Origin of the sequence: Streptococcus sp. 27098_8_73 (genome assembly GCF_041432495.1) — a bacterium.
In the GTDB taxonomy this organism is placed as follows: Bacteria; Bacillota; Bacilli; order Lactobacillales; family Streptococcaceae; genus Streptococcus.
This window is the reverse complement of sequence record NZ_JAPVZT010000013.1, coordinates 24,857-49,669: the sequence shown is the minus strand read 5'-3', so window position 1 is coordinate 49,669 and position 24,813 is coordinate 24,857. Positions and strand designations below refer to the sequence as shown.

Below are 24,813 nucleotides of genomic sequence, written 5' to 3'. Positions count from 1 at the left end.
TTTATTATAACACGAAAGGCGGACAAAGACAGAAAAGGCGGCGTGGAAAATAGGTAGAAAATGAATGGAGATTTAAATTTTGCTATAATTATCCTATGAAAAACACTTACTATTTTATCCGTCATGCACATTCTAACTATACACCTGATGAAATCAACCGACCATTATCAGATAAAGGGCAAGCCTCCTTGGCGCAGCTTGACTTTTTAGCAGACAAACCCATTACCGCCATTTATTCTAGCCCCTACCGAAGAGCCATCCAAACGGTTGAACCTTTGGCTCATAGTCTGAAACTCGCTATTCAAACCGACAATCGGTTAATAGAGCGAAAGCTAAGTAGTCAAGCGATTGCCGACCCAGATTTTGAAGAAGCCCTCATGAAACTTTGGTCACGGCCAACATTTTCACTTGTTGATGGTGAATCCAATCAGCAAGCTCAACAGCGTGGCTTAGCTCTTCTTCACGAGCTAGAAAGCAAACATCAAAACGAAGAAATTATCATCAGTTCCCACGGCAATCTGATTTGCATCTTGCTGAGCGCATTTGACTCCAGAATTGATTATGATTTCTGGCGTAGCCTAAACTTTCCAGATGTACTGGTTTTAGACAAAGATGAAAAAATCACCCACCTCCTCTAAGAGAAATCTACCTTGCCTCGTATCGCCTAGCAAGAGCCAGCTATATCTTATCGCTCTTCTATGGTATAATAATAAAAACTAGGAGGTGAAGCATGTTCCCTATAACCATTCCAACTCTTGTGACTGAGGAAGTGTATCAACGATTTGCATGGTCTGTTTTCATACGTGGAAAAGGATTTTTACTAAATATTCTCATCTTTATAGGAATCATGTCGCTCTATCTGACCTTTATACCTGAGCAACTGAAGCGATTCTCTGTGTTTACCGTGCTATTTGCATCTTTGATTACATTCTCAGCCATATACTTTGGCATGGACTTTCAGATAAAGAAAGCCTATCAAAAAACTCCTTTCTGGAAGGATATGGAGCAAACTCTTATATTTGAGAAAGATAACTTTTCTGTGAAAAGCAAACGAGGAGAGTTTCTTTATAGCTATGATGACATCGTCAAAGTTTTCCATACTAAAGATGATTTTTATATCATGTTGGGGCCAAATGTCGGCTTCCCTATTGAAAAAAAGAACTGTTCTCCCGAGGCTCTTGAGTTCTTGCTAGAACTTCACATTGAGCATATGTAAAAGAAAAAGCAGGCTAGACTGACAGTAGATCAGTTCTAGCCTGCTTTTTATCTTGTAAATAATTGCTTGATGTCCACTAACTTCTCGATTTTCTGGTTGATTTCTGGTCGGTAGTCACAGAAGTTAATGCTCTGGATGCCACTGTTGACGGCAACATCCACATCCAGCGTCCGGTCGCCGATATAGTAGGATTCCTGTTTATTCAGTCCATATTTCTCGACCAGATAGTCGACACCTTCTGGGTGGGGCTTGCGCTCAAAGCCATTGGCTGTTGTGATGATTTCTATAAAATAGTCATGAATTCCCAAGTCTTGCAAGATTTGATGGGCATTGAGTCCCTTGTGGGTATAGACAAACTGGGCAATGCCCTGCTCCTCAGCCCAGGCCAGAATCTCTGCTGCCCCTTCCATCAGATGGACCTGAGCATTCTTCTCCTTTAGACTTGCCCCACGGAAGGCATTCATCTCGGCAGCGTCCAGACCTTTTTCAGACGCTACTTTTTCCAAAAGCTTCTGGACAGAGTGCTTTAGGATATAGCTGTGAATACTCGCCCTGTCAAAGTCCAAACCATAGTGGGCATAGGTTTCCTCAATCCCCGCCAAAATAGCATCATAGGAATCCAGCAAGGTGCCGTCCAAATCCCAAATAAACGCTGTTATCATGTGATTTCCCTCATTTTTCTGTCAAATAGAACCTTTAAAAATAACCAGCGGAAGCCATTGTCCAAGAGAGTCCCAGCCCAGACTCCCGGCAGACCCAAGCCAAAGGTCACACCTAGTAAATATCCTGAGACGATGCGAATCAGCCACATACCAATAGTCGTGGCATAAAAGGGCAGTCTGGCATTGCCCAGACCCTGCCAAACCGCTGTGTAAATCACGGTCCCAGCTGCCATGGGAGTGCCCAGCAGAGAAAAGAGGATGACCGAAAGACTAGCTGTGATCGCTCCGCTATTGTCCGTATAGAGTAAGGTCAGCGGCCGACCAAGGGCGTAAATCCCTAAAGCCACGGGCAGCATGCAAGCAAAAGACAGCCAGAAGGCCCGCTGACGAATCAGACCAACCGCTTGCATATCGCCCTCCCCAACCGCATGGGCTACCAACATGACTGTTGCCGTCGCTACCCCAAAAGCCGGCATGTAGTTAAACTGAGTCAGGACTTCCCCAATGGCATTCCCCGCTACTGCATCCGTCCCAAAGACGACCACAATGGCGATGATCACTACATCACCCGCCCGCATCATGAGCCGTTCTCCAGCAGCCGGCAAAGACAGGCGTAAGAGCTCTCCATCTAAGCCCCGGCTCCAGCGAATCGTAGACAAATCCAGCTCCCGCCAAAGAATCAGCACACCGACCAAACGAGCCAGCACCGTTCCCAGCGCTACACCGACAATGCCAAGCCGAAAGACGTAAATCCCCAGACCAGAAAAGAGGGCATTGAGGACATTGGTCAGAAGACTTACATACATGGGGAATCTAGGATTGCGCGTGACCCGCACTAAAGCTCCAAAAGAAGTCATCAAGCCTAGCAGAACAATAGTCCCACCAACCAGAGCCAGATAGAGACCGCCTGCTTCAGCCACCGCTTTTTCCGTCCCCAGCAGATCCAGCATCTGCCTACCAAAAAGCAGAGAAAGGAGACCTAGCAGAAGGCTCAGAAGTAGCGTCAGCTTGATAGCCTCAGCTGTGTGATAGTCCAAACGCTCCTTGTCTCCCTGAGCCAGAGTCTTGGAGATGAGACTGGAAACAGCAGCCCCCAGAGCGATAAAGATTGCCTGATAAATCGTAATGATGTTGCCGGCCACCGAGACACCGGAAATCGCAATCAGCCCAAGACTGGCCACCAGATAGCTGTCGACCATTCCCATGAGCATCTGCAAAAAATTCTCCGCCATAGCCGGCAAGGCGATATTCATGATTTTTTTATAAGTCGTCATAGAGAAATTTCTTCCTTTTAAGCATCAGCTACTTCACTTTCTTTCATTGGACGTCCTAAGAAAAAATCAGCCAGATATCCAGCTGATTTTAGGCTTTCTAAGCCATTTTTACAATCCTAAGTAATCCTCGACTGCTGCCTGCATTTGGTCGGCAGCGACCGTCGTTTTGTGGCGCACTGGGGCTGTTTCCAAGCCGTCCACAGCTGGTGGCAGGGCTACGCCAGAAAGTTCGTGCAGTTGGCCCAAAGCCTCAAAGTCACTGAGTCCTGTTTGACCAGTCACAGCCTCAACAGCCACGACTGGGAATTTATAAGGACTAGCGGTAGATGCGATAACTGTCTTGCGCTGATCCCCTGTCTCTGCCAGATATTTTTGATAGACAGCAGACGCAACGGCTGTATGAGGATCTTCGATGTAGTCAGATCCTTCATAGACCCGCTTGATTTCAGCTGCTGTTTCTTTCTCTGTCGCATAGTCAGCCGCAAAGAGCTCTAAAATTTCAGCGTCAAAGTCCGTCAGTTCATACTGACATTGCTCATTCAGAGCCGCCATCAAAGCAGCTGTTTTCTCAGCGCTATTACTAGACAGATGGAAAATCAAGCGCTCCAAGTTAGAGGAAACCAGAATATCCATGGATGGACTAGTGGTCACCTTGAAGCTCCGCTTCTTGTCATAAACCTGCGTCTTGAAGAAATCCGTCAGGACATTGTTCTCATTTGATGCGCAAATCAGCTTGCCAACCGGCAGACCGATTTGCTTGGCATAGTAGGCCGCCAAGATATTACCAAAGTTCCCCGTCGGAACGGTAAAGTTGACCTTGTCGCCTGCTGTGATTTCTCCCGTCTTCACCAGCTGAGCATAGGCATAGACATAGTAAACAATCTGCGGCACCAAACGGCCGATGTTCATGGAATTAGCTGATGAAAACTGAAGTTTGTGCTCCAAGAGACGAGCTCGTAGGTCTGTGTCATTGAACATGTGCTTGACATTAGTCTGGGCATCGTCAAAGTTGCCGTCAATAGCCACCACATGCGTATTGGCACCTGTCTGTGTCGTCATTTGCAGCTCTTGAACCTTGCTGACACCGTCTTTGGGATAAAAGATGATAATCTCAGTCCCCGGAATGTCCGCAAAACCTGCCATAGCCGCCTTGCCTGTGTCGCCAGAAGTCGCCGTCAAGATGACAATTTTGTTTTCCAAGCCATGCTTTTTGGCTGCGGTTGTCAGCAAGTGAGGCAGTATGGACAAAGCCATATCCTTAAAGGCAATGGTAGATCCGTGGAAAAGCTCTAGATTGTACTGACCATCCAGCTTGACCAAGGGAGCAATTGCTGCATCATCAAACTTGCTGTCGTAAGCATGGTTGATACAGTGGTCCAGCTCTGCTTCAGAAAAATCATCCAAAAAAGCAGACAAAACCAGCTTGGCTACTTCCTGATAGGAAGCGTCTTTGAGCTTGGCAAAGTCCAAATCGACCTGCGGATAGGTAATGGGCGTAAAGAGCCCGCCGTCTGTTGCCAAACCTTGCAGAATCGCCTGGCTGGCTGTTACTCTATTCTTTTCGTCACGCGTTGATTGATAAACTAAGGTCATTCTCTCTCATCCTTTATCTGTAGTTCGCTTTATTATATCAAAATTAATTAGAAAATTCTTCATTTTCATCAAAATTAAAGAGTAAAAAGAGTCGAAATCCTATGATTTCAACTCAATCAAATGTTAAAACTCAGACAAGGCTTTTATTTGCTGACCGTTTTTATCGAAATTGTCTGGGCTCAGCCATTTCTCCAGACGAGTCTTAACGGCAGGCCAATCGCTATCAATCATGGAGAGCCAATCAGTGTCTCGGTTGCGCCCCTTATAGACGACTGCCTGACGAAACCTACCTTCATAGGTGAAACCAAGTCTCTCTGCTGACCGTCTTGAAGGCTGATTGAGGGAGTCACACTTCCATTCGTAGCGGCGATACTCCAGCTCTTCAAAGACATAGCGCGCCAGTAAGTACTGGGCTTCTGTAGCCAGTCTGGTGCGCTTCAGCTGCGGTGAATAGGTCACAGCGCCTACTTCAATCACACGGTTGCCTCGGTCAATCCTCATTAATGCGAAGGTTCCCAGCGCCTTGCCACTCTCCTTGTCCACAATGGCATAGTGGAAACGATCCTGAGCTGCCAACATCCGATCTAGCTTCTGGGACCATTCTGCCTGATTTTGGGCAGGATTTTGGAAGAGATAGGTCCACATATCCGCAGGAGAATCTGGGCCATACACTTCATACAAATCCGCTCCATGCTTGTCCTTGGACAACCGCTCAATGACAACATACTGGCCTTCTATTCGCTCTAGCTTAGGTAAGTCCCCCGGCTTAAAATCCGGCAAAGCCTCCCCAATAGGCTGGCCTAGTTCATTGATTCGCATAAAAAACCTCACAATCTAGCTTTACTGATTTCCAAAATAAGAATTGGAAGCTGCAATGGACAGTGGCTCCTATCTCCCTTGCTTCAGATCCAAACTTGGAACATTACTTGTGTAAATTATATCACTTTTTCCTGTACCCGACACAATCTTTAGGAAATAGCTGCTCAGAAAGAAAGACCGTCATGTTATCAGGAAATACTGAAACTACTGATCGCTCATACTCCAATGGAAAGTGAGGTCTGATAATTCTTGACTGTGAAAACACTTTATTCCCTCTAAACTATGTTATAATGAAATTATGTTTTATTATTTTGACCAAAGAAAGTGACCCATCATGAGACACCAGCAAAATATCTTGGCCATCATCGAAAGCTGTTACGACACTATGACCGATGTCGAAAAACAGATTGCCGACTATTTTTTAACTCCGACAGAGATAGAAGGTGATCTGTCCTCCCTCGAAGTAGCCCAAACTTTACACATCTCACAGGCGGCCTTGACCCGTTTTGCAAAAAAATGTGGCTTCAAGGGCTATCGGGAGTTCAACTTCCAATATCTCCAACAGCTGAAAATCAGCAAAACGGAGCATACAAATCTGAAAAATCATTCGTCCCGCCAGGTGCTACGCAACTATATTCAAATTCGGCAACAAACCGAGGACTTGATTGACGAAAAAAGGTTGGAGCGCGTAGCCCAACTGATTGAAAAAGCGGATCGTGTCTATTTTTTTGGCACGGGAAGCTCGGGGCTCGTCGCTCGCGATATGAAACTGCGCTTCATGCGCTTAGGGGTTATTTGTGAAGCTCTGACAGATGCGGATGGCTTTGCTTGGACAACGAGCATTTTAGACAAAAACTGCCTAGTTATCGGCTTTTCTCTTTCAGGTCAAACCCCGTCCATTATTGACAGTTTGATTGATGCTAAGGGCATGGGAGCCAAGACCGTGTTAATCACTGGCCAGCCTGATTTGATTAAAGAAGACTTTTCAGAAATCATCCCAGTTGCAATGCAAAGTAAACCTCAGTTCATCCAACGAATCTCAGCTCAGTTCCCAATGCTGCTGATGATTGACATACTTTATGCCTTTTTCCTAGAAATTGACCGAGAGAGAAAGGAAAAAATCTTCAATAGTTACTGGGAAAATCACAAACTTAACGGCTATTACCGTAGGCATCAATAAAAGGCTAGGACAAAAATCCTGGCCTTATTTTTAACTCCTTGATGGGTTACTGATTGCTTAACCTCAAGGGGCTGATACTTCTTAAAAGTCTTGGGCAACCTTTTAAATCTACTTCTAAAGACAAGTGAGCAAAGTTAAATTTTTGAAAATTTAGTTCTATCCACCGAATTTTTCCTGTCATTTCAACTTCTTCTAAAATACTATCTGTCCATCTACAGAAGCAGTTTTTCTAGAACCAAGAAACCTGAGGTCACCCCCCAGGTTTGCTTAGATTACTGATGTTTATTTTTAAAGTGGTAGTAGGCTCCGAACATGCCTGCCGTATTTTGGTGATAGGCAAAGGCTAGTTTGGTCTTCTCAGCTATGCTCGGCACCAGAGCATCCTTGAGAGCCGCTTGGATACGCGGTCGAAGAATGGCCTCTTGCCCCATAATACCACCGCCCAAGACGACGATTTCCGGATTAACCACATAGCAGATATTGGCAATGCCTTGACCCAGATAGCCTACCATGCGGTCAATTCCTTTGATACAGATGGCATTGCCCTCTGTCGCTTCTTTGAAAATCCTTCGACCATTCCAGAGAGAGGGATCTTCTCCGTGCAAGTCAGCAACATATTGAACCAAGGCTGTGGTCGAAGCTACATCCTGAAAGGCTCCGTCCGGCAGGTGCAGATAGCCTACTTCGCAGGCCGAGTTGCTAAAGCCGTGAAAAACTTGCCCATCCGCTACTAGACAGCCACCAATCCCTGTCCCAATCGTTAGACAGACCGCAATTTTTGCTCCCTTACCATGGCCAGACATGACCTCAGCCAGACCGGCACAATTGACATCATTCTCAATCTCGCAAGGAATGGAAAACTCCTCCTCCAAGACCTTCTTAAATTGCGTCCCAGCATAATTAGGAATCTGAGGACCAGCATAAAAGATCTCTCCCTTGTCTGGATCGACCATGCCAGCTGAGGAGATACAAATCCCCTCAATCGAACCAGCCTGCGCATAGTCCGCAACTATCTTTTGAACCTTACGCATAATCTCTGGACCACCCTTATGGGCTTCCGTAGGTATTTCATGGGCTTCTACTAGCGTTTCTTGGTCGTCGATCAGGCCGTATTTGATATTGGTACCGCCAATGTCAATCGTAACATAATTTCCCATAAGCATCCTTCTTTCTTTTAGAGGAAGCGCTCCTTAGTTTCTTGGATCAAGGCCGCTGCTGCTTCTACGACCGGACAGTCTGCTTCTACGACTGGTGTCAAAGGAGCACGGACAGAGCCGATAGCCAGTCCTTCGTTGAGCTTGAGAACTTCTTTGATAACAGCATACATATTGCCGTGAGCACTGGTTAGCTTGCCGATAATATCGTTAATGGCAAACTGCAACTCTTTAGCTCTTTCTAGTTCCTTGTCTGCAATCAGTTGATTCAGTTTAAGGAAGAGTTCTGGCATAGCCCCGTAGGTACCACCAATTCCTGCTGCTGCTCCCATGAGACGACCGCCCAAGAACTGCTCATCTGGACCGTTAAAGACCAAATGGTCACTGCCACCAAGTGCTGCAAATGTCTGGATATCCTGAACTGGCATGGAGGAATTTTTAACCCCAATCACGCGCTCATTTTTCAGCATTTCCTTGTAGAGACTCGGAGTCAGCGCTGCGCCAGCCAATTGCGGAATATTATAAATCACAAAATCAGTATGCGGGGCAGCCGCACTGATATCATTCCAGTACTGAGCGACAGAGTATTCTGGCAGACGGAAATAAATCGGCGGAATAGCCGCAATGGCATCAACTCCTAGAGCTTCCGCATGTTTTGCCAACTCAATACTGTCTTTAGTATTGTTGCAGGCTACGTGAGCAATAATAGTCAGTTTGCCCTTAGCAACTTTCATTACTTCTTCCAAAATTACTTTTCTGTCGGCCACGCTCTGGTAGATACACTCGCCTGACGAGCCGTTGACATAGAGACCTTGCACGCCCTTGTCGATGAAATACTCCACCAAAGCGCGAGTCCGCTCCGGGCTGATTTCACCCTCCTCGTCATAACAAGCATAAAAAGCTGGGATGACACCGTGATATTTCTTTAAATCTTTCATTTTCAAATTTTCTCCAAATGTACTAATTCTAGATTATAGACTGCTATATTTAGCGAAGATTTTTTCCAAAATAGGAAGCTGCAAAAGAGCCAGACCTGCAAAGCCGATAAAGGCAAAGAGGGAAAACCCTAACAGCAACACAAAGCCTGAACTGTAGATGATGACAAGGATCGCAGCTATAACCGCCATCATAACAAAGAACCAAGGAAAATTCAGACTTACAATCACTAGGCTGGTCTGTAAAAGGTCTCTAAAAGACATGAGAAACTTACCAGCCAAGGGATAGACGCAAAGAGAAAGCAGGATTGTAAAAATAATAATTCCAAAACAAACTGCCTTTAAAACTTGGAAAGGCAGGGCTTCCTGCGTCCGAAAAAGCAGGAGGTCAAAGAGACTGATGCCGACTAAAGCCAATTCCAGCAAGCCCAGTTTGAGCCCTTGCTTCCAATTCTCTCGAAAGATTCGAGTGTAAGTTCTGATTACTTTTACCCGTCGGTTTCCCTTGATTTCAAAAAGTGCTTGATAGAGGCTGATCTTGGCAATCCCAATCGTCACCAAGGGCAGGCAAGACAAGAGAAAGAGAAGATTGACCGTCATCAAATCCAGGATTTTCTCACAGATTTGCATGAAGAAATTATCCGTATCAAATATAGCTCTGATGAGTCCTGTTCCCTTATCTGACATAAGTCTCTCCTTTCTCTGCTAGCCTTACGCATTCAAAAATCTCGCCAACCTAGGGCTAGTCTATTAAAACTTTAAAAAGATACTTTCTGACATTTTCTTCCAGACCCGCATAGCCATTTGGCTGATGAGCCTCTCCTGGAAAGAAAATCGCAAAATTATGGTAACCCAACAAGAGAGGATAACGATTTTGACAATGAACAAAGCCGATATCCGCCTCTTCATCAAAGGCCACTGCCTCATCGACCACCTGGCTACCGTAGGCAGAATATTCATGCCCTGCTACTAAGAGATGAAAATCTGCATATTTTTTATGATATTCAAATTGATCATTGGCTTCTTGATTAAGGGTATTTTCCTGAACCAAGAGAAAGACCTTGTCTCCATCCACTTCATAGCGTCCCAAGTCAAAGCTGTCTTTGCGGTGCTCATAGAGATAATCAATCGCTTTATCCAGGTTCGGATGAAGGCCCTTGTAACGAGTCACATTTTTTAAATCATCAAAAATCATAGTTTTATTTCCTCTATTGAGCGCCTTATCCTTTGACAGCTCCCATAGTAATCCCTTGGGTAAAGGATTTTTGGAAGATAAGGAAGACTGCTACGATTGGCACCGCCGCCAAAGCAGCACCGGCCATAATCAAACCATAGTTGGTTGCCATCTCAGCCTGCATGGTCGCAACACCTAACGAAATCGTCAGATTGTTCCGCGAGGTCAACATTACAAGCTGCATGAAGTAGTCATTCCAAGTATTGATAAAGGTGAAGATAGCCAGAGCAGCAAAGCCGGGTTTGACGATAGGAAAGGCTACACTCCAGAAGGTCCGAATTTCACCACAACCGTCAATCTTAGCTGATTCCAGAAGCTCTGTCGGGATATTTTCACTAAACTGCTTCATGAGGAAGACCCCAAAAGGCCAGCCAACTAAAGGTAAAATGACCGCCCAAAGGGTATCGTGGATTCCCATGAAATTGACAATCCGCACTAGAGGTACTAGGACAACCTGCTTAGGCAAGGCCATAGCCGCGATAAAGATAGCAAAGAGAATCCGTTGCCCATAAAAGCGTTTCTTAGCCAAAACATAACCAGCTAGGGATGATGTCGCACAAACCAAGAACATGGTCGCAAGAGAAATGAAGACACTGTTCCACATCCACTGCAAAGCCGGATTTTGAACGGCTAATTGCTGGAAGTTCTCTGTTGTCGGGTTTTGTGGCCACCATTGAGGCGGAATCATAATTGTATCCGGCTGAGATTTAAAGGCTCCAGTCAGAATCCAGTAGAATGGAAAGATAAAGAGCACGGTCAAAAGTGCTAAAATCACAGATGAGAACACTTTGAATGAACTAATTTTTGGGGGTTTCATATTCCTACTCCTTTCTTTAATATTCCACATCATTACCGAGGATCTTGAACTGAGCGAAACTGATAATCGCAATCATAATCGCCAGAAAGACTCCCATGGTGTTTGCATAGCCATATTCAGATAGCTTGAAGGCTTTTTCATATAGATAGTACATAAGTGTACTAGTTGAATAGTTTGGTCCACCTGATGTCAACAGCTGAATCAAGGCGAAACATTGGAATGAGTTAATAGTTGTGATGATAGCGATATAAAGTGTCGTTGGCAAAAGGCTCGGCCATTTGATTTTCCAAAAGACTTGCATCTCTGTCGCTCCATCCACACGCGCAGCCTCCACTAGAGAATTATCGATATTTCCCATAGCTGCGATGTAGAGAATGATTGGCTGACCGACAGATGTTGTCAGCAAAATAACAATGATAGCAGCTAATGCCCACTGTTTGTCTCCCAACCAAGAAATGTTTTGGTTGATGATATGGCCAGATTTCAAAACAAAGTTCAAAATACCAGATAGGGGATCGTAGATCCACTTCCACACGACTGTCACGGCAACACTACCTGTAACAACCGGTAGGAAGAAGACAAAACGGTAAAAGGAGCGAGAAACAGCATTCATCTCATAGGTCTGTGAAGCCACAAACAAAGAGAAGAGCACAACTACCGGCACAGAGCCGATTACAATAATGACTGTATTAATGAGTGACTTAACAAAAACTGGATCATTGAACATCCGAATGTAGTTATCAAACCCAACGAATGTAAATGAGGTCATTGTATAATTAAAGAAACTAGTGATAAATCCCATTATCATAGGCGCCAAAACAAATACTGTAAAGAATATAAGAATTGGAGCTAAAAACGCATATGATATTAGGGTTTCTTTCATTCTGATTTTATTGACTTTCACAATGAGGTACCCCTCTTTCAAGATTTTCTAACAAAATACCCCTTTTTCTATTTTTAGAGACTGACAACAGAAAAAGGGGCGGATTTTAAACTTGCTTATTTTTTAGTAATCGTTTCGTTTGCTTTTTCAGTAAATGTCTTCAAAGCAGGTTCAACTTTTTCATCTCCATTAGATACAGATTGCAACATTGGGAACCAGAGTGTTCTCATTTCTGCAAATCCATCAATGGTGTTGTAGTATGGTGAGTAGTATTTAGTCCAGCCACTGATTGTTTCCATACGCTTGTCATCATAGAGTTTACCAAATGATGTACGAACTGGGAAAGCACCTGTACGAACAACGTCCTTAGGTCCCCATTCTTTGTCATCAGCGATGAATTTCACAAATTTCTTGGCTGCTTCTACTTTCTTGTCGTCTTTGTTGTTAAAGACTGCAAAACCATTTACAAGGTATTCAAGGGCTGGTTTGCCTGAGTCTGATGGGAATGGTACTTCCACCACTTCTACTTTACTTGCTTCCAACAATTTAGCTTGGATACCATTTTGTGCTGGTGCCCAAAGTACAGTGTAAGAAGTTTGACCGTTAGCGAAGTTTTGGATGTCTGCTCCACCATCGTATTGAGAACCGTTCATCATGAGACCATTGTTGATCCAGCTCACTGCTTTTTCAAGACCTTTGACAAATTTCGGATCATCAGTTGTATATTTAGTTACTTTTTCGTCTGTAACAGATCCACCATAGAGGTTAGCGATGAAGGCACGAGTTCCTTGGTCACCACCTTGACCGTTACTGAAGAGAGAGCCAGGTGTATAACCCTTGTCTTTAAGCGCTTTCAAAACTTTTTCAAAGTCATCTGTTGTCCAGCCTTCTTTAACTAGGTTGAGGACACCAGCATCTTCCAACATTTTCTTGTTCATTGCCATGTAGAATGGAGCAGAGCTGATTGGATACATATAAGCTTTGTCTCCAGCCTTGCTGGCTTGGATAATATTGTCGTTGTTAACATCTTTGACGAAATCATCTGTGAAGAGGTCGTTCAAGTCTGCCAACTTACCGTTTTTACCGTATTGAATAATCCGGCCTGGTGCATCGAAGAGCACATCTGGCGCTGTTCCAGCCTCGATAGCTGTCGTAATTTTTTCTGGACCTGACTTGAAGTCGATTGTTTCCAAATTAACATGAATATCTGGATTTGCTTTTTCAAATGCTTCAATGATGGATTTCTCATAAGTTCCCACACCGTCATTAGCATTTTCTTGAGTGAAGACCGGGAATGCCCACCAAGTAATCTCTGTCTTACCAGATTTATCACCAGAGCTAGCTGCTTTATTTGAGCTACCACCACCGCTACAAGCTGCTAACGTAAGAACTGCAGCTCCCGCTACCAATGAACAAAGCAATTTCTTCATTTTCATTTGTTTTTCTCCTTTAAAATTAAGATTCCAAGCTGACCTAAACAGCTTTTACCTGCCTATTGGAGAGTGAGACGGACCTCTTTCATTAGGCGCCCCAGCCTCGTTTTTCCTGTGTTATTCTATGGACAAGCGTCCACCTATATTTGATTAAAATCCTAAACTTTTAAAAGTACAATCACTCCTTCTCTGTGACCTTTCTTTTATCCTAAAATAAAGTCAGTCAGTTCATTTTAGGTTGTTTTACAAAGTAATTCGTTTTTGAGTCTCACTATCAAACAGATGACTCTTAGGTAGTTTGAAGGTAAAGCGAAGCTTCGAACCTGGCTCCAGATAATTAGAAGCATCTACCTTGGCTGAAAACTCTTGGCTACCCACCTTACAGTAGAGCACTGAGTCACTACCCAGCAACTCTGACACGACAACTTCCGCATCGACCACATCGCCAGGGAAAGTATCCTCTACAATCAAGTCGGCTGAGATATCCTCTGGTCGGATACCCAAAATAACTTTCTTACCTTGGTAGCCTTTTTCTGTCAAAAGCTTCTCTTGACCACCTGTCAGGGTAAGATTGAGTTGATCACCATCAGTTAGTTGATGACCAGATACCATCACTTCAAAGAAGTTCATAGCTGGACTGCCGATAAAGCCTGCAACAAACTTATTCGCTGGTTCATTGTAAAGCTCTTGCGGAGTTCCGACTTGCTCGATACGACCGATAGTTCCCGTGCCCGCTTCATTTTTCGTCGCTGACATGATAACAATGCGGTCGGCCAAGGTCATTGCCTCGGTTTGGTCGTGGGTAACGTAGATGGTTGTTGCTCCAATACGGCGGTGGATTTTGGCAATCTCAGCACGCATGGACACACGCAGTTTCGCATCCAAGTTTGACAAAGGTTCATCCATCAGGAAAACCTTGGCATCTCGGACGATGGCCCGTCCCATAGCTACCCGTTGACGTTGACCACCAGACAAGTCCGCTGGTTTGCGGTCTAGAAACTCTTTCAAACCAAGGATTTCAGCTGCTTCTTGCACCCGTTTGTCGATATCTTCCTTACTGTACTTGCGCAGTTTCAATCCAAACGCCATGTTGTCATAGACTGTCATGTGTGGATAGAGGGCATAGTTCTGGAAAACCATGGCAATATCACGATCCTTGGGAGCAATATCATTGACTAGTGTCTCATCGATATAGAGCTCGCCCTCAGTGATGTCCTCCAGTCCCGCAATCATACGAAGCGTTGTGGATTTCCCACATCCAGAAGGACCAACAAAGACGATAAATTCTTTATCTTTGATTTGCAAGTCGAAATTTTCTACAGAGTAGAAATCACTATTAGGATATTTTTTGTAGAGCTTATTTAACTTTAAGGTCGTCATTGCTTTACCTCACTTTATTTTACTGCTGCAACGAAACGCTCGGTGATTTCCTTTGGTCGAGTAATAGCTCCGCCTACTACAATACCGCGGACACCTAAATCATGGATTTGCTTGGCTTGATCTGGATAGTGGATCTTGCCCTCAGCAATCACATCTACTCCCGCATCACAGAGCTTCTTGACCAGTTCAAAATCTGGTCCGTCTACCTTAGGACTGTAGGACGTGTAGCCTGATAAGGTCGTACCGACAAAGTCAACGCCAGCTGCTACAGCTGCCACGCCTTCCTCAAAGGTACTGATGTCAGCCATCAGCAGTTGCTGCGGATATTTCTCCTTGACTTGGCGGATAAAGTCCTCAACCTTCAAACCATCATAGCGTTCCCGCTGGGTGCAGTCCAGAGCGATGACCTCGATATCAAGGGCAGCCAGCTCATCCACTTCCCGCATGGTCGCAGTGATAAAAGGCTCCTGTGGTGGATAGTCCCGTTTGATAATCCCGATAATAGGGAGCTTGGTTACTTCCTTAATCTCCTTGATGTCTCGCACGCTATTGGCTCGAATACCAACTGCCCCGCCCTCTTCAGCCGCCTTGACCAAGAGAGGGATGACACCGCCAGCCTCCGTATAGAGAGGCTCATGAGGCAGAGCTTGACAGGAAACGATAATGCCATCTTTGATTTTTGCAATTAATTGATCTTTGCTAATCTGTGACATAAATAATCTCTCCTTTTTCTATGTTTTCTCCGTTCTTTTTATAATGTCATTATATACAAAAAATAAAGCGCTTTCAATAAGTTTTGAGATTTAGATTTTAGTTTCTAAAAACCGACTTCCTTTCTTAAAAGCTGAAACTACTTTCAGGATTAGAAGTGTTTCTACAAAAAAGTTACTATAGATTTTTGAATATTTATCATAAAAAGCCTGAGATTATGCTAACCTCAGGCTTGGTTTCTTTCTTGCTACTATCTATTTTTACCAGTCTTTAAAAGCTTCCAGCAAAGAAGGATGGTCAATCTTTGAACCACAAAGCCAGTTGAAGACCCTATCATTGACATAGACATTCATGGCTTCATGCTCGTACTCTGGCATGAGAAGGTGCTCCTTAGTACACTCCAGCCGGTTGTAAATCGCAAACTGGGTAATCGGATAACAAACATCGTCAGCAAGTCCTGTTATCATCCGCACGCTCCCTTGAATGCGGTGAGCCATATTTTTCACATCGATATAAGACAAGGTCTGGATAATCTCATTCTCCGTTTCGTGGAAAGGATCGTGGAACTTAAAATAACGAAAGAGCTCATCATAGGCCTCGCTGGTATTGCCAATCTCCAGCACCCGCCGGAAATCTGACAAGAAAGGATAGATAGCCACTGTCTGCTTAATGCGCGGATTGAGAGCCGCTGCCACCAAAGCCAAGGCTCCGCCCTGAGAAGCACCGTAACTGGATAAACGTTCCTCGTCCACAAGGTCCAAACTCGCCACAATCTCAATCAAGCTGTAGATATCCAGATAGACATCCTTATAAAAGAGACGCTCTCGTCCATCCACTGCCCCACGGATAATCTGACCCTTGACCGTATTGCCCCTTACAGGCGCCCCTCCATCCAAGGAATAACCTGACTGGCCGCGTACATCCATAGATACAACACCATAGCCAGCAACCGTATAAGCTAGCATATCGGCCCAATCCCAGCCACGCCCCATATAACCGTGGAAATGAAAGATAATCGGAACTTTTTTACTCGATTTAGGAAGGACCATACGGGCATAAGTTCGCCCCTGATTCGTCCCCTCAAACACTAGCTCATAGCAGGTCACCCCAGCGATTTGAAAGTCTTTCTCAATCAGCTGATAGTCTGGCAAGCTACTCAAACTGCTAATCTGACGATCCCAAAAAGCATCAAAATCCGCTGGAACTTCATCCCTGCCTCTGTAATCCTTTGCCTCTGCTAATAAATCTGGATTGCGCATCTCATCCTCCAACACTATTGTTTTTGTAAACCCTTACAGAAATAATAGCACAGCGCCTTCCCTTTTTCAATCCTTTGCAATATTAAGAATTTAGTTTCTGTTTTTGCTGTGATTCCTTTTCTTTTTGAAACTAGTTTCAAAAAAGCTTTCTGGCCTATCTTTTCCCTAGTTTTTTAAAAAGTCGTCTATTTCATACATTTTAAAGAAAGAAAAATCCCCCACTTAATGAGGGATTGATTCTACATTATTTACGACGTCCTGGACGTTCTCTGTAACCATAGTAGGCATCTGCCATAATTTCTTCCATGTCAGCTACCATTGGCAAGCGTGGGTTTGCTGGTGAACATTGATCTTCATAAGCAAGCAAGGCGATTTCATGCAAGCTATCTTTCCAAACTTTTTCATCGATTCCAAAGCCTTTGAAGTTCATTGTGATTCCGACTGCTTCACCAAGATCGTAAACCGCTTTGGCATAAGCTTCAACTGCTTCTTCTGGAGTTGAGTGAGGCAAGCCAAGCATTTTCGCGATGTCTTGGAATTTCTCATCAGCTTTCCAGTAGTTGTACTTAGGCCATGTAGTTGTCTTAGATGGACGAGTACCGTTGTAACGGATGACGTATGGAAGCAAGATTGCGTTTGTACGTCCGTGAACAGTATGGTGAACACCACCGATCTTGTGGGCCATTGAGTGGCTCATACCAAGGAAGGCATTGGCGAAGGCCATACCAGCCATTGTAGACGCATTATGCATTTTTTCACGTGCTTCTGGGTCAGCTGTCTTAACAGATTTTTCCAACCATTCAAAGACAAGTTTGATAGTTTGAAGTGCAATACCGTCTGTGTAGTCGTTAGCGAAGTTTGAAGTATAGGCTTCAGTCGCGTGAGTCAAGACGTCCATACCTGTATCAGCAGCGATAAAGTCTGGAACGGACTCAACCAAAGCAGGGTCAACAATCGCAATAGTTGGTGTCAATGAGTAGTCAGCCAATGGGTATTTGCGGTTGTTTTTCTTATCAGAGATAACAGCAAATGGTGTTACTTCTGAACCTGTACCTGAAGTTGTTGGAATACCGATGTACTTCGCTTTCTTACCAAGTGATGGGAAGCGGAAGGCACGTTTACGGATATCCATGAATTTTTGAACCAAATCACGAAAGTCAATTTCTGGTTGCTCATAGAAGAGCCACATCACTTTGGCCGCGTCCATTGGAGAACCACCACCAAGAGCGATGATAGTGTCTGGTTCAAATGCTTTCATCACTTCAGCACCACGTTCTACTGTTGTGATGTCTGGATCTGGTTCAACATCTGAGAAGACTTGGATCGTTACACGGTTGCTACGTGCGTTCAATTGATCGATCACACGTTGAACAAAGCCAAGTTTTTCGATAGATTTGTCAGTAACGATCATAACGCGTTCAATATCTTCACATGTTTGAAGGTATTGGATAGAGTTGCGCTCGAAGTAAATTTTTGAAGGAACTTTAAACCATTGCATATTATTTCTACGTTTCCCTACTTTCTTGATGTTTAGAAGGTTAATAGCGCTCACGTTATCACCAACTGAGTTACGTCCGTATGAACCACATCCAAGTGTCAAAGATGGAATGAAGGCATTATATACGTCCCCGATACCACCGAAAGTAGATGGAGAGTTCCAGATAATCCGCATCGCTTTGATTTCAGTACCAAAGCGTTTAGCCAATTCTTCGTCTTTTGTATGGATAGCTGCTGAGTGACCAAGTCCGTTAAATTCAACCATTTGACGAGCTTTTTTAAGACCGTCTTCTCTATCTTCAGCTTTCAAGACAGCGATAACTGGTGAAAGTTTTTCGCGAGTCAATGGCTCATTTGGACCTACTTCCGCACATTCTGCAGCCAAGATGTTGGTACCTTCTGGTACTTTAAAGCCTGCTTGTTCTGCAATCCATCCAGCTGGTTTACCAACGATGTTTGCATTTAGTTTAGCACCAGCACAGTTTTTGCTGTTTGCTTTAGCGCCAAAGCAGAATTCTTCAAGAAGAGCTTTTTCTTTTTTGTTTACAAAATAAGTGTGGTATGACTTGAATTCTTCTACAAATTCGTCATAAACTTCCTTGTCAATAATCACCGCTTGCTCAGATGCGCAGACCATACCATTGTCAAATGATTTAGACATCACGATATCATGAGCGGCTTGGCGAAGGTCAGCAGATTTTTCAATGTAAGCTGGTACGTTTCCGGCACCTACCCCAAGAGCTGGTTTTCCACAAGAGTATGCAGCTTTAACCATGGCATTACCACCTGTTGCAAGGATAGTTGCAATACCATCGTGGTTCATCAAAGCTGCTGTTGCTTCCATAGATGGCTGAGTAATCCATTGCACACAGTTTTCTGGTGCGCCAGCTGCAATAGCTGCATCACGAACGATTTGCGCTGCGTGAGCAGATGATTCTTGAGCAGATGGGTGGAAGGCAAAAACGATTGGGTTACGTGTCTTCAAGGCAATCAATGCTTTAAAAATTGCTGTTGATGTTGGGTTCGTTGTTGGAGTGATACCACAGATAACTCCGACAGGCTCCGCAATCTTTGTCAATCCAGTAACAGGATCATCTTCGATAACACCAACAGTCTTCACACCACGCATGTTGTTGACAACGTGTTCACAGGCAAAGAGATTTTTCGTTGCCTTGTCTTCAAATACACCACGACCAGTTTCTTCAACCGCATGTTGAGCAAGGATCCCGTGCGCATCAAGAGCTGCAACTGAAGCTTTTGCTACGATGTAATCTACTTGCTCTTGATTTAGTTTTCTCATTTCTTCAAGAGCTAGGAGACCTTTTTGCACAAGCTCGTCAACATGTTTTTCAGCCGCTAGCACTTTATCTTCTTGTTCAACAGTTTTCTTCTTATCAGCCATTATAGTCCTCCAATGGTTTCTGCCAAAAGGTTAAATGAAGATTTTAACCTTTGTTAATTATTTCACAATATAATTATACTCTATTCCCACAAATTTGTAAACACTTTCAACAAAAGTTCACAAACTTTTTATGGATTATTTTTTAAACACTGATATTTCAGGCTTTTTTACTAAATTCTATGTCTATTCTCAAAAATTTCACATACTTTTCTTTAAAAATGTGTTAGCGCTTTCTTTTTTGTTATAAAATGAGCTCGGCTAAATAACCGAGCTAGTTCTATGGCTTAACACTGCCATTTGAAGCGGCAGCCAAAGCCTCTTTTATCATGTTAGAGTAGAGTTTACCTCCCTCTGCCATAGACTCTGAATCTGCCCCATAATGGACATAGTCTGTTCCAATCCAAATCTGCGGATTATTAATCGCTACCTGATACCAGTCTGCTACATATACAAAATCGTATTTCTTAGCAAGTTCAAGTTCGTATTGTCGCATCTTAACAGGAATACTACTTGGATCATTGGCTGTCCGGCCATCATATGGCGTGACTAAAATCAAGCGATGGCCTTTTGGCAAGAGCTCGATATACTGATCCAGCAATTCTTCATAATTGTCAACCGGATTGGTTCCCAATGCCAAGACGACGTTTTGAAGCAGTGTTTGGTTAGCAATATCGTTCTTGAAAAATTCCAGACCAGACACTAAATTACGGCTAACCACTGCATCGACTTGAGCGTCAGGTATAGCCTCTTGGATCCATTCAGCGGAGCGCAAAGTGACCGAATCACCAATAACAGTCGTTCCCTCTGCCACGTTATAATTTGTCGCAGTTTTTTGGTCTGCGTGCTTACGGGTTGTCTGCATTTTCGTATCGGCTTGGTTCAAAGAATTGACAATCAGGCTTTCCTCAAAGGCACCCACAGACGGAGCCGTGACGGTGATAATAAGCAAGATAAATGTCAGCGGAATAAAACTGTAGAAAATCGGCTTGGTGATGGAACTTACATTCATCTCCTTGCCAAAAATCCGAGGCTTCCGTCCAGCTAAAGTCGGCTCTAAGATATAGAAAGAAAGAGCCGCGAAACCAAAACTCAAGATTGTAGTCAAAAGCACAGCCCATCCATTGCTCATCAACTGAGTAAAAATAATATAGAAAGGCCAATGAAAGAGGTAAACTCCATAGCTAGTGTCTGCAATAAAGTTGAGAGGACTAGGCTCCTTAATATTTGGCAATTTATCGTGCAAGATACGGGTTGCTGCTATCATGACACAAGCCAGAAGTGTTGAAATCAAGAAACCAAATAAATAAGTCCACAAGCTGTCAAATTTCAAAATAAAGCTGAGCAAAATAAGAAGAACAAAACTGCCAGCTAAAGCAATCAAGACTTGCTTGATTTCGACCTTTTCTTCCAATTTCTTCATCTGAACGCCCACATTTCCGACTCCAGAAAAAGTCGCTAGCACTGTCCCAGCAAAGAAAGGAAAGACATGGGTCAAACTTGAGAAATAAATATTGGAGTAATTCTTGCTGAAAAAGGCTCCGATAAACATAGCCAAGAAACTGAACAGAAACAGAGCAATTGAAGTCAGAGAAATCAGCCCCCGATACTGAGCAACTGACTTGCTAATCTTGCTAATGCCCCAAGCAGCCAAGCCCCAGAGGATATAGTAATGCACTTCCAGTGCCAAACTCCAAGTGTGAATCAGCAAATGCGGTACAAACTGGCTTTCATAACTGCCGCCCGACATCATTTCATAAAAATTAGTCACAAAACCAAGCGCAGCTGAAATCTGCGTCCCGATACCTGCTACAAAATCCCGACGGATCAATAAAGTAAAAGGCATGATGACCAAAATCATAAAAACGAGCGGAGGAACAATACGATAAAAGCGCCGTTTCAGAAAGCCCATAATATCAATCGTACGACTTCTTGTAAACTCATCAATCAATAATGAAGTAATCAAAAATCCTGAAAAAGTGAAAAAGATGTCCACTCCAATAAAACCTCCAGGAAAAACTCCCTGAAAGTAATGATAGAGTAACACTAAGACCAGTCCAGTAATCCGAACCAGTGAAAACCATCTAATGCGCATTTTGATAAATTCCTTGCTTGAACGTTCCTTCATAGACGACATTACTTTCTGTCGTCAGTTTTCCTTTACCATTGGCTTGACCGTTGGCAAATTCACCTTCATATTTCCAACCAGCCTTCGATGTAAAAGTACCCTTACCATCAAAAGTACCATTTTTGAAATGCCCTTTATAGCTATCTCCATTTTTAAAAGTCAGGGTACCTTCGCCGTTCATTTTTCCGTGAACTAGACTGCCTTCATATTTTATCTTACCTTGATCCAACGTTAGCGCACCCTTGCTAGGGATATTGGAGGTAAATACCAAAATCGCTGACAAGGCAATCACAGTCACCGCTAGGATTTCTAAATTCTGACGGGTCAGATAGATTTTATATTTATCGTAAAATTCTTTTATTTTATCCATTTTTCATCCATTTAAGCGTTCTAGCCACTTGTGGCAACCAGCCAAAACCAGTTCATAAGTCTCATCGAAATCTCCTGTGTACCAAGGATCTGGCACACCGAGATCAGCAAACTGGTAGATTTTATCCTGAAAATCCACTGGCGCCATTTTCTTCAAATCTCGAATATTGGCTTCATCCATGCCGATAATATAGTCAAATTCTGCAAAATCTTGCGCTGAAATCTGCTGAGAAGTCTTTCCTTTGTCATAAGAAATCGCATGTTTCTTAAAAATAGCCTGAGTCCCCTGATGTATAGGGTTGCCATGCTCCCAACTAGATGTCGCTCGACTCTCAATGTGTATATCATCAGTCAGACTTTTCAGAACAAACTCTGCCATCGGACTACGGCAGATATTTCCTAAACAAACAAATACAATTTTCTTCATAGATCTATTATACCAGAATAAAAAGAAAACTGCGGAGCTTTCTTGATTATTCTGTGACAGCGGAAGCGGACTCTGAAAAACAGCTAATTATACCGACTTACATAAGAGTGCAGATCATTGAGGCGGTTACCTACTCAATCTAGCTTGCACCAGATTAAACTTTACTTTTCTTCAGAAAGATATTCAAAACTTAATTGTAGCCATTTAGCCTGCCAGTTTTTCTTGCGGATTCTTTGCCTATAAAGCTTCTTTCGATCCGCATCCGCTAAAAAATGCGGTGTTGGTCGAACCTGAAATGCTCGAATATCTGCCAAGCCATAGGGTGCAAAAAGCTCTAGCTTATCATTTTCCAGCAATCGAAGACCGATAGCTGTGCAGCACTCAGGATACTTGCTCATGGCATCTTTCGAGCTAGTATAGGGCTGGGTGTTGGGACTATGACTATGCATATAGACTTGATTTTTCAGCTCCCAAGAATAAGCGGGAAAAGCTTTTCTCAACCCCATCTCCAGCTGCAAAGTTTTCTCATAAGACACAGTTGGATCAAAGAATACGACATCTACATCCGTTTCAGCATCAAAGCCCGACTTACCAGACAAGATATTCCAGATAAAATTTCTGACACTGCCCGCAGCCAGCCAAGAGTCCTCGAGCCGCAAACTGCGAATAATTTCCAAAATCGCTCGGATGTCTGGATCTTGACCTAGATGGTCTAAAATCTCCTTTTCTGTCATCATTCCTTCATATACTCATATCCTAGATGCTCATAGGCTTTGCGAGTCGCCACGCGCCCAGTCCGTTTCCGCATGACAAAGCCTTTCTGAATCAGGTAAGGCTCATACATGTCCTCCACCGTTTCGCGCTCCTCAGCAATATTGACTGAGAGGGTTCCCAACCCCACTGGACCACCCCCATAAACTTCAATCATGGTTCGTAGGATTTTCTGGTCCACATAGTCCAGACCTTCCTGGTCCACATCCAGCATGGAGAGAGCTTGGTCAGTTATCTTATCATCAATCAGGCCATTGCCCATAATCTGCGCGTAGTCCCGCACCCGCTTGAGCAAACGATTGGCAATCCGCGGTGTGCCTCGGCTACGTAGAGCAAGCTCCCGAGCAGCCTCGTGGGTAATATCCATCTCAAAAATCTCTGCCGTCCGCTCGACGATTTCGGTCAGATCGCTGGCTTCATAATACTCCATATGACCGGTAATCCCAAAGCGAGCCCGCAGAGGATTGGACAGCATGCCCGCCCGAGTGGTCGCCCCAATTAATGTGAAAGGCGGCAATTCCAGATGGACGCTGCGACTGGTTTCGCCAGTCCCAATCATAATGTCGATGTAAAAGTCCTCCATGGCGCTATATAGTACTTCCTCTACCGCCATAGGCAAACGATGAATCTCATCGATAAAGAGGACATCACCTGGCTCCAAATCATTGAGAATGGCCACCAAATCACCAGCCTTTTCAATGACCGGACCAGAAGTTTGCTTGATATTCACACCGAGTTCGTTGGCGATGACAAAGGCCATAGTCGTCTTTCCCAGACCTGGAGGACCAAAAAGCAAAGTATGATCCAACGCCTCATCCCGCAATTTAGCCGCTTCAATAAAAATTTTCAGCTGATCTTTGACCTTGTCCTGACCAATATATTCTCTTAAATACTGAGGACGGAGGGTACGTTCTACCAGCTCCTCATCCCCCATTAATTCATTATCTAAAATTCTACTCATAGGACTATTATAGCAAAAAATAGGGCAGAGGAAGCAATCCGACCCGCTTCTGAATACAAAAAAAGCCACCGAATTTGGTGGCTCTTATGGGAGATTATTATGAAAAAGTTTTAGGATTTCTATCAAATAAAGTTAGGAGGTCTTCATTTGATGGTATTAGTATAACGTCCTTATCTTAAAATTTGCTTAAAGAAAAAATATTTTTTAAAAATAAAATACTTTTAGATATCTTAGTAAGATGATACAAACTAATATGAATTGTTCAGTCTGATTAAAATAGCCGCTATTTCATTGACTGTCTCAAAAACCCATGATACAATGAAAAAAATCGAAAAGGAGATTTTAGATATGAACAACCTTAAAAAGAAAACTTACCGGAATACACCAGCCTTTATGTTTATGGCTTGGGGCTCATTCGCCTTCTTTGTGACTCTTGTTCTCGTCGGCCTCTATACCTTGAAAGAGCCTTTGATGGTTAAAGGATACTATCTCATGGGTTCTGTCGGACTGATTTCTTCTTCATTCACTCTTGCAAAAGTTATCCGTGATAACCAAGAAGACGAAGAACGTTACAATCAAATTTTCCAACCACAAGACTTAGATAACCAATAAAATAAATAGTAAAAACGGCAGAGGGGGATTCTGCCGTTTTCTTGTATCTAAGGCTAGTATCGCCATGTGAGATACACTTCAAATGAAGCAAATTTGCTG

Annotated in this window: 24 protein-coding genes; 4 read left to right on the top strand and 20 right to left on the bottom strand. The window is 43.6% G+C overall.

What is annotated here, in order from left to right; all coding sequences use genetic code 11:
* Positions 1–95: 95 nt before the first annotated feature.
* Together O3651_RS08905 and O3651_RS08900 are read left to right on the top strand one after the other, a co-directional pair.
* A complete protein-coding gene (locus O3651_RS08905) occupies positions 96–638 on the top strand; it encodes a histidine phosphatase family protein (protein ID WP_371610210.1) in 543 nt (180 codons plus the stop codon).
* A gap of 92 nt (positions 639–730) precedes the next feature.
* On the top strand, positions 731–1,216 hold the full coding sequence (locus O3651_RS08900) for a YcxB family protein (protein ID WP_371610209.1): 486 nt from the start codon (positions 731–733) through the stop codon (positions 1,214–1,216).
* A gap of 47 nt (positions 1,217–1,263) precedes the next feature.
* Here O3651_RS08900 and O3651_RS08895 read toward each other — a convergent pair whose 3' ends face one another.
* The 4 genes from O3651_RS08895 to O3651_RS08880 all read right to left on the bottom strand — a co-directional run bounded on the left by O3651_RS08895 (position 1,264) and on the right by O3651_RS08880 (position 5,564).
* A complete protein-coding gene (locus O3651_RS08895; RefSeq protein WP_371610208.1) occupies positions 1,264–1,878 on the bottom strand; it encodes an HAD-IA family hydrolase in 615 nt (204 codons plus the stop codon).
* A complete protein-coding gene (locus O3651_RS08890; protein ID WP_371610207.1) occupies positions 1,875–3,152 on the bottom strand; it encodes an MATE family efflux transporter in 1,278 nt (425 codons plus the stop codon). The genes O3651_RS08895 and O3651_RS08890 overlap by 4 nt, the downstream gene beginning before the upstream one ends.
* 108 nt (positions 3,153–3,260) lie before the next feature.
* Positions 3,261–4,745: a threonine synthase gene (thrC, locus tag O3651_RS08885; RefSeq protein ID WP_371610206.1), complete on the bottom strand. Its 1,485-nt coding sequence runs from the start codon at positions 4,743–4,745 to the stop codon at positions 3,261–3,263.
* Positions 4,746–4,868: 123 nt separating this feature from the next.
* Entirely contained in the window at positions 4,869–5,564 is a 696-nt protein-coding gene (locus tag O3651_RS08880; RefSeq protein WP_371610205.1) for a GNAT family N-acetyltransferase, read from the bottom strand.
* 334 nt (positions 5,565–5,898) lie between these two features.
* On the opposite strand from O3651_RS08880, the gene O3651_RS08875 reads away from it, so the two are divergent.
* Positions 5,899–6,744, top strand: coding sequence for a MurR/RpiR family transcriptional regulator (locus O3651_RS08875; protein ID WP_371610204.1), 846 nt, complete (start codon positions 5,899–5,901; stop codon positions 6,742–6,744).
* 272 nt (positions 6,745–7,016) lie between these two features.
* Here O3651_RS08875 and O3651_RS08870 read toward each other — a convergent pair whose 3' ends face one another.
* The 16 genes from O3651_RS08870 to ruvB all read right to left on the bottom strand — a co-directional run bounded on the left by O3651_RS08870 (position 7,017) and on the right by ruvB (position 24,102).
* On the bottom strand, positions 7,017–7,901 hold the full coding sequence (locus O3651_RS08870; protein ID WP_125406901.1) for an ROK family protein: 885 nt from the start codon (positions 7,899–7,901) through the stop codon (positions 7,017–7,019).
* A gap of 17 nt (positions 7,902–7,918) precedes the next feature.
* Entirely contained in the window at positions 7,919–8,836 is a 918-nt protein-coding gene (locus tag O3651_RS08865; protein WP_187421261.1) for a dihydrodipicolinate synthase family protein, read from the bottom strand.
* Between the two features lie 33 nt (positions 8,837–8,869).
* On the bottom strand, positions 8,870–9,520 hold the full coding sequence (locus tag O3651_RS08860; RefSeq protein ID WP_371610203.1) for a DUF624 domain-containing protein: 651 nt from the start codon (positions 9,518–9,520) through the stop codon (positions 8,870–8,872).
* A 55-nt stretch (positions 9,521–9,575) separates the two neighbouring features.
* The gene (locus tag O3651_RS08855; protein ID WP_048766385.1) at positions 9,576–10,028 is read right to left on the bottom strand and encodes a YhcH/YjgK/YiaL family protein; all 453 of its coding nucleotides are present in this window, start codon (positions 10,026–10,028) and stop codon (positions 9,576–9,578) included.
* A 25-nt stretch (positions 10,029–10,053) separates the two neighbouring features.
* Positions 10,054–10,884 (bottom strand): carbohydrate ABC transporter permease, encoded by an 831-nt coding sequence (locus O3651_RS08850; protein WP_148889098.1) that lies wholly within the window; start codon positions 10,882–10,884, stop codon positions 10,054–10,056.
* 16 nt (positions 10,885–10,900) lie between these two features.
* Positions 10,901–11,788, bottom strand: a complete 888-nt coding sequence (locus tag O3651_RS08845) for a carbohydrate ABC transporter permease (RefSeq protein WP_045498290.1) — start codon at positions 11,786–11,788, stop codon at positions 10,901–10,903.
* 95 nt (positions 11,789–11,883) lie between these two features.
* The gene (locus O3651_RS08840) at positions 11,884–13,203 is read right to left on the bottom strand and encodes an ABC transporter substrate-binding protein (RefSeq protein ID WP_148889099.1); all 1,320 of its coding nucleotides are present in this window, start codon (positions 13,201–13,203) and stop codon (positions 11,884–11,886) included.
* A gap of 240 nt (positions 13,204–13,443) precedes the next feature.
* Positions 13,444–14,580, bottom strand: a complete 1,137-nt coding sequence (locus O3651_RS08835) for an ABC transporter ATP-binding protein (protein ID WP_015604211.1) — start codon at positions 14,578–14,580, stop codon at positions 13,444–13,446.
* Between the two features lie 14 nt (positions 14,581–14,594).
* Complete coding sequence (locus O3651_RS08830) at positions 14,595–15,293, bottom strand: N-acetylmannosamine-6-phosphate 2-epimerase (RefSeq protein ID WP_045498297.1); 699 nt, start codon at positions 15,291–15,293, stop codon at positions 14,595–14,597.
* A gap of 258 nt (positions 15,294–15,551) precedes the next feature.
* On the bottom strand, positions 15,552–16,550 hold the full coding sequence (locus O3651_RS08825) for an acetylxylan esterase (protein ID WP_371610202.1): 999 nt from the start codon (positions 16,548–16,550) through the stop codon (positions 15,552–15,554).
* A gap of 244 nt (positions 16,551–16,794) precedes the next feature.
* Positions 16,795–19,449: a bifunctional acetaldehyde-CoA/alcohol dehydrogenase gene (gene adhE / locus O3651_RS08820; RefSeq protein ID WP_371610201.1), complete on the bottom strand. Its 2,655-nt coding sequence runs from the start codon at positions 19,447–19,449 to the stop codon at positions 16,795–16,797.
* Between the two features lie 277 nt (positions 19,450–19,726).
* Complete coding sequence (locus O3651_RS08815) at positions 19,727–21,541, bottom strand: acyltransferase family protein (RefSeq protein WP_371610220.1); 1,815 nt, start codon at positions 21,539–21,541, stop codon at positions 19,727–19,729.
* Positions 21,531–21,944, bottom strand: a complete 414-nt coding sequence (locus O3651_RS08810; RefSeq protein ID WP_005591332.1) for an MORN repeat-containing protein — start codon at positions 21,942–21,944, stop codon at positions 21,531–21,533. Before O3651_RS08810 ends, O3651_RS08815 begins: the two co-directional genes overlap by 11 nt.
* A 3-nt stretch (positions 21,945–21,947) precedes the next feature.
* On the bottom strand, positions 21,948–22,370 hold the full coding sequence (locus tag O3651_RS08805) for a low molecular weight protein-tyrosine-phosphatase (RefSeq protein ID WP_371610200.1): 423 nt from the start codon (positions 22,368–22,370) through the stop codon (positions 21,948–21,950).
* 161 nt (positions 22,371–22,531) lie between these two features.
* Positions 22,532–23,107, bottom strand: coding sequence for a nucleotidyltransferase family protein (locus O3651_RS08800; protein ID WP_371610199.1), 576 nt, complete (start codon positions 23,105–23,107; stop codon positions 22,532–22,534).
* Positions 23,104–24,102 (bottom strand): Holliday junction branch migration DNA helicase RuvB, encoded by a 999-nt coding sequence (gene ruvB / locus O3651_RS08795; protein ID WP_371610198.1) that lies wholly within the window; start codon positions 24,100–24,102, stop codon positions 23,104–23,106. The genes O3651_RS08800 and ruvB overlap by 4 nt, the downstream gene beginning before the upstream one ends.
* Before the next feature lie 348 nt (positions 24,103–24,450).
* Between ruvB and O3651_RS08790 the strand changes: the two genes are divergently transcribed.
* Entirely contained in the window at positions 24,451–24,714 is a 264-nt protein-coding gene (locus O3651_RS08790) for a YiaA/YiaB family inner membrane protein (protein WP_181951260.1), read from the top strand.
* Positions 24,715–24,813 lie beyond the last annotated feature (99 nt).

Excerpts from the sequence above, each read along its gene's own strand:
- O3651_RS08905 (WP_371610210.1), top strand. The coding sequence starts at position 96 with ATGAAAAACACTTACTATTTTATCCGTCATGCACATTCTAACTATACA.
- O3651_RS08900 (WP_371610209.1), top strand. The coding sequence starts at position 731 with ATGTTCCCTATAACCATTCCAACTCTTGTGACTGAGGAAGTGTATCAA.
- O3651_RS08895 (WP_371610208.1), bottom strand. The coding sequence starts at position 1,878 with ATGATAACAGCGTTTATTTGGGATTTGGACGGCACCTTGCTGGATTCC.
- O3651_RS08890 (WP_371610207.1), bottom strand. The coding sequence starts at position 3,152 with ATGACGACTTATAAAAAAATCATGAATATCGCCTTGCCGGCTATGGCG.
- thrC (WP_371610206.1), bottom strand. The coding sequence starts at position 4,745 with ATGACCTTAGTTTATCAATCAACGCGTGACGAAAAGAATAGAGTAACA.
- O3651_RS08880 (WP_371610205.1), bottom strand. The coding sequence starts at position 5,564 with ATGCGAATCAATGAACTAGGCCAGCCTATTGGGGAGGCTTTGCCGGAT.
- O3651_RS08875 (WP_371610204.1), top strand. The coding sequence starts at position 5,899 with ATGAGACACCAGCAAAATATCTTGGCCATCATCGAAAGCTGTTACGAC.
- O3651_RS08870 (WP_125406901.1), bottom strand. The coding sequence starts at position 7,901 with ATGGGAAATTATGTTACGATTGACATTGGCGGTACCAATATCAAATAC.
- O3651_RS08865 (WP_187421261.1), bottom strand. The coding sequence starts at position 8,836 with ATGAAAGATTTAAAGAAATATCACGGTGTCATCCCAGCTTTTTATGCT.
- O3651_RS08860 (WP_371610203.1), bottom strand. The coding sequence starts at position 9,520 with ATGTCAGATAAGGGAACAGGACTCATCAGAGCTATATTTGATACGGAT.
- O3651_RS08855 (WP_048766385.1), bottom strand. The coding sequence starts at position 10,028 with ATGATTTTTGATGATTTAAAAAATGTGACTCGTTACAAGGGCCTTCAT.
- O3651_RS08850 (WP_148889098.1), bottom strand. The coding sequence starts at position 10,884 with ATGAAACCCCCAAAAATTAGTTCATTCAAAGTGTTCTCATCTGTGATT.
- O3651_RS08840 (WP_148889099.1), bottom strand. The coding sequence starts at position 13,203 with ATGAAAATGAAGAAATTGCTTTGTTCATTGGTAGCGGGAGCTGCAGTT.
- O3651_RS08835 (WP_015604211.1), bottom strand. The coding sequence starts at position 14,580 with ATGACGACCTTAAAGTTAAATAAGCTCTACAAAAAATATCCTAATAGT.
- O3651_RS08830 (WP_045498297.1), bottom strand. The coding sequence starts at position 15,293 with ATGTCACAGATTAGCAAAGATCAATTAATTGCAAAAATCAAAGATGGC.
- O3651_RS08825 (WP_371610202.1), bottom strand. The coding sequence starts at position 16,550 with ATGCGCAATCCAGATTTATTAGCAGAGGCAAAGGATTACAGAGGCAGG.
- adhE (WP_371610201.1), bottom strand. The coding sequence starts at position 19,449 with ATGGCTGATAAGAAGAAAACTGTTGAACAAGAAGATAAAGTGCTAGCG.
- O3651_RS08815 (WP_371610220.1), bottom strand. The coding sequence starts at position 21,541 with ATGCGCATTAGATGGTTTTCACTGGTTCGGATTACTGGACTGGTCTTA.
- O3651_RS08810 (WP_005591332.1), bottom strand. The coding sequence starts at position 21,944 with ATGGATAAAATAAAAGAATTTTACGATAAATATAAAATCTATCTGACC.
- O3651_RS08805 (WP_371610200.1), bottom strand. The coding sequence starts at position 22,370 with ATGAAGAAAATTGTATTTGTTTGTTTAGGAAATATCTGCCGTAGTCCG.
- O3651_RS08800 (WP_371610199.1), bottom strand. The coding sequence starts at position 23,107 with ATGATGACAGAAAAGGAGATTTTAGACCATCTAGGTCAAGATCCAGAC.
- ruvB (WP_371610198.1), bottom strand. The coding sequence starts at position 24,102 with ATGAGTAGAATTTTAGATAATGAATTAATGGGGGATGAGGAGCTGGTA.
- O3651_RS08790 (WP_181951260.1), top strand. The coding sequence starts at position 24,451 with ATGAACAACCTTAAAAAGAAAACTTACCGGAATACACCAGCCTTTATG.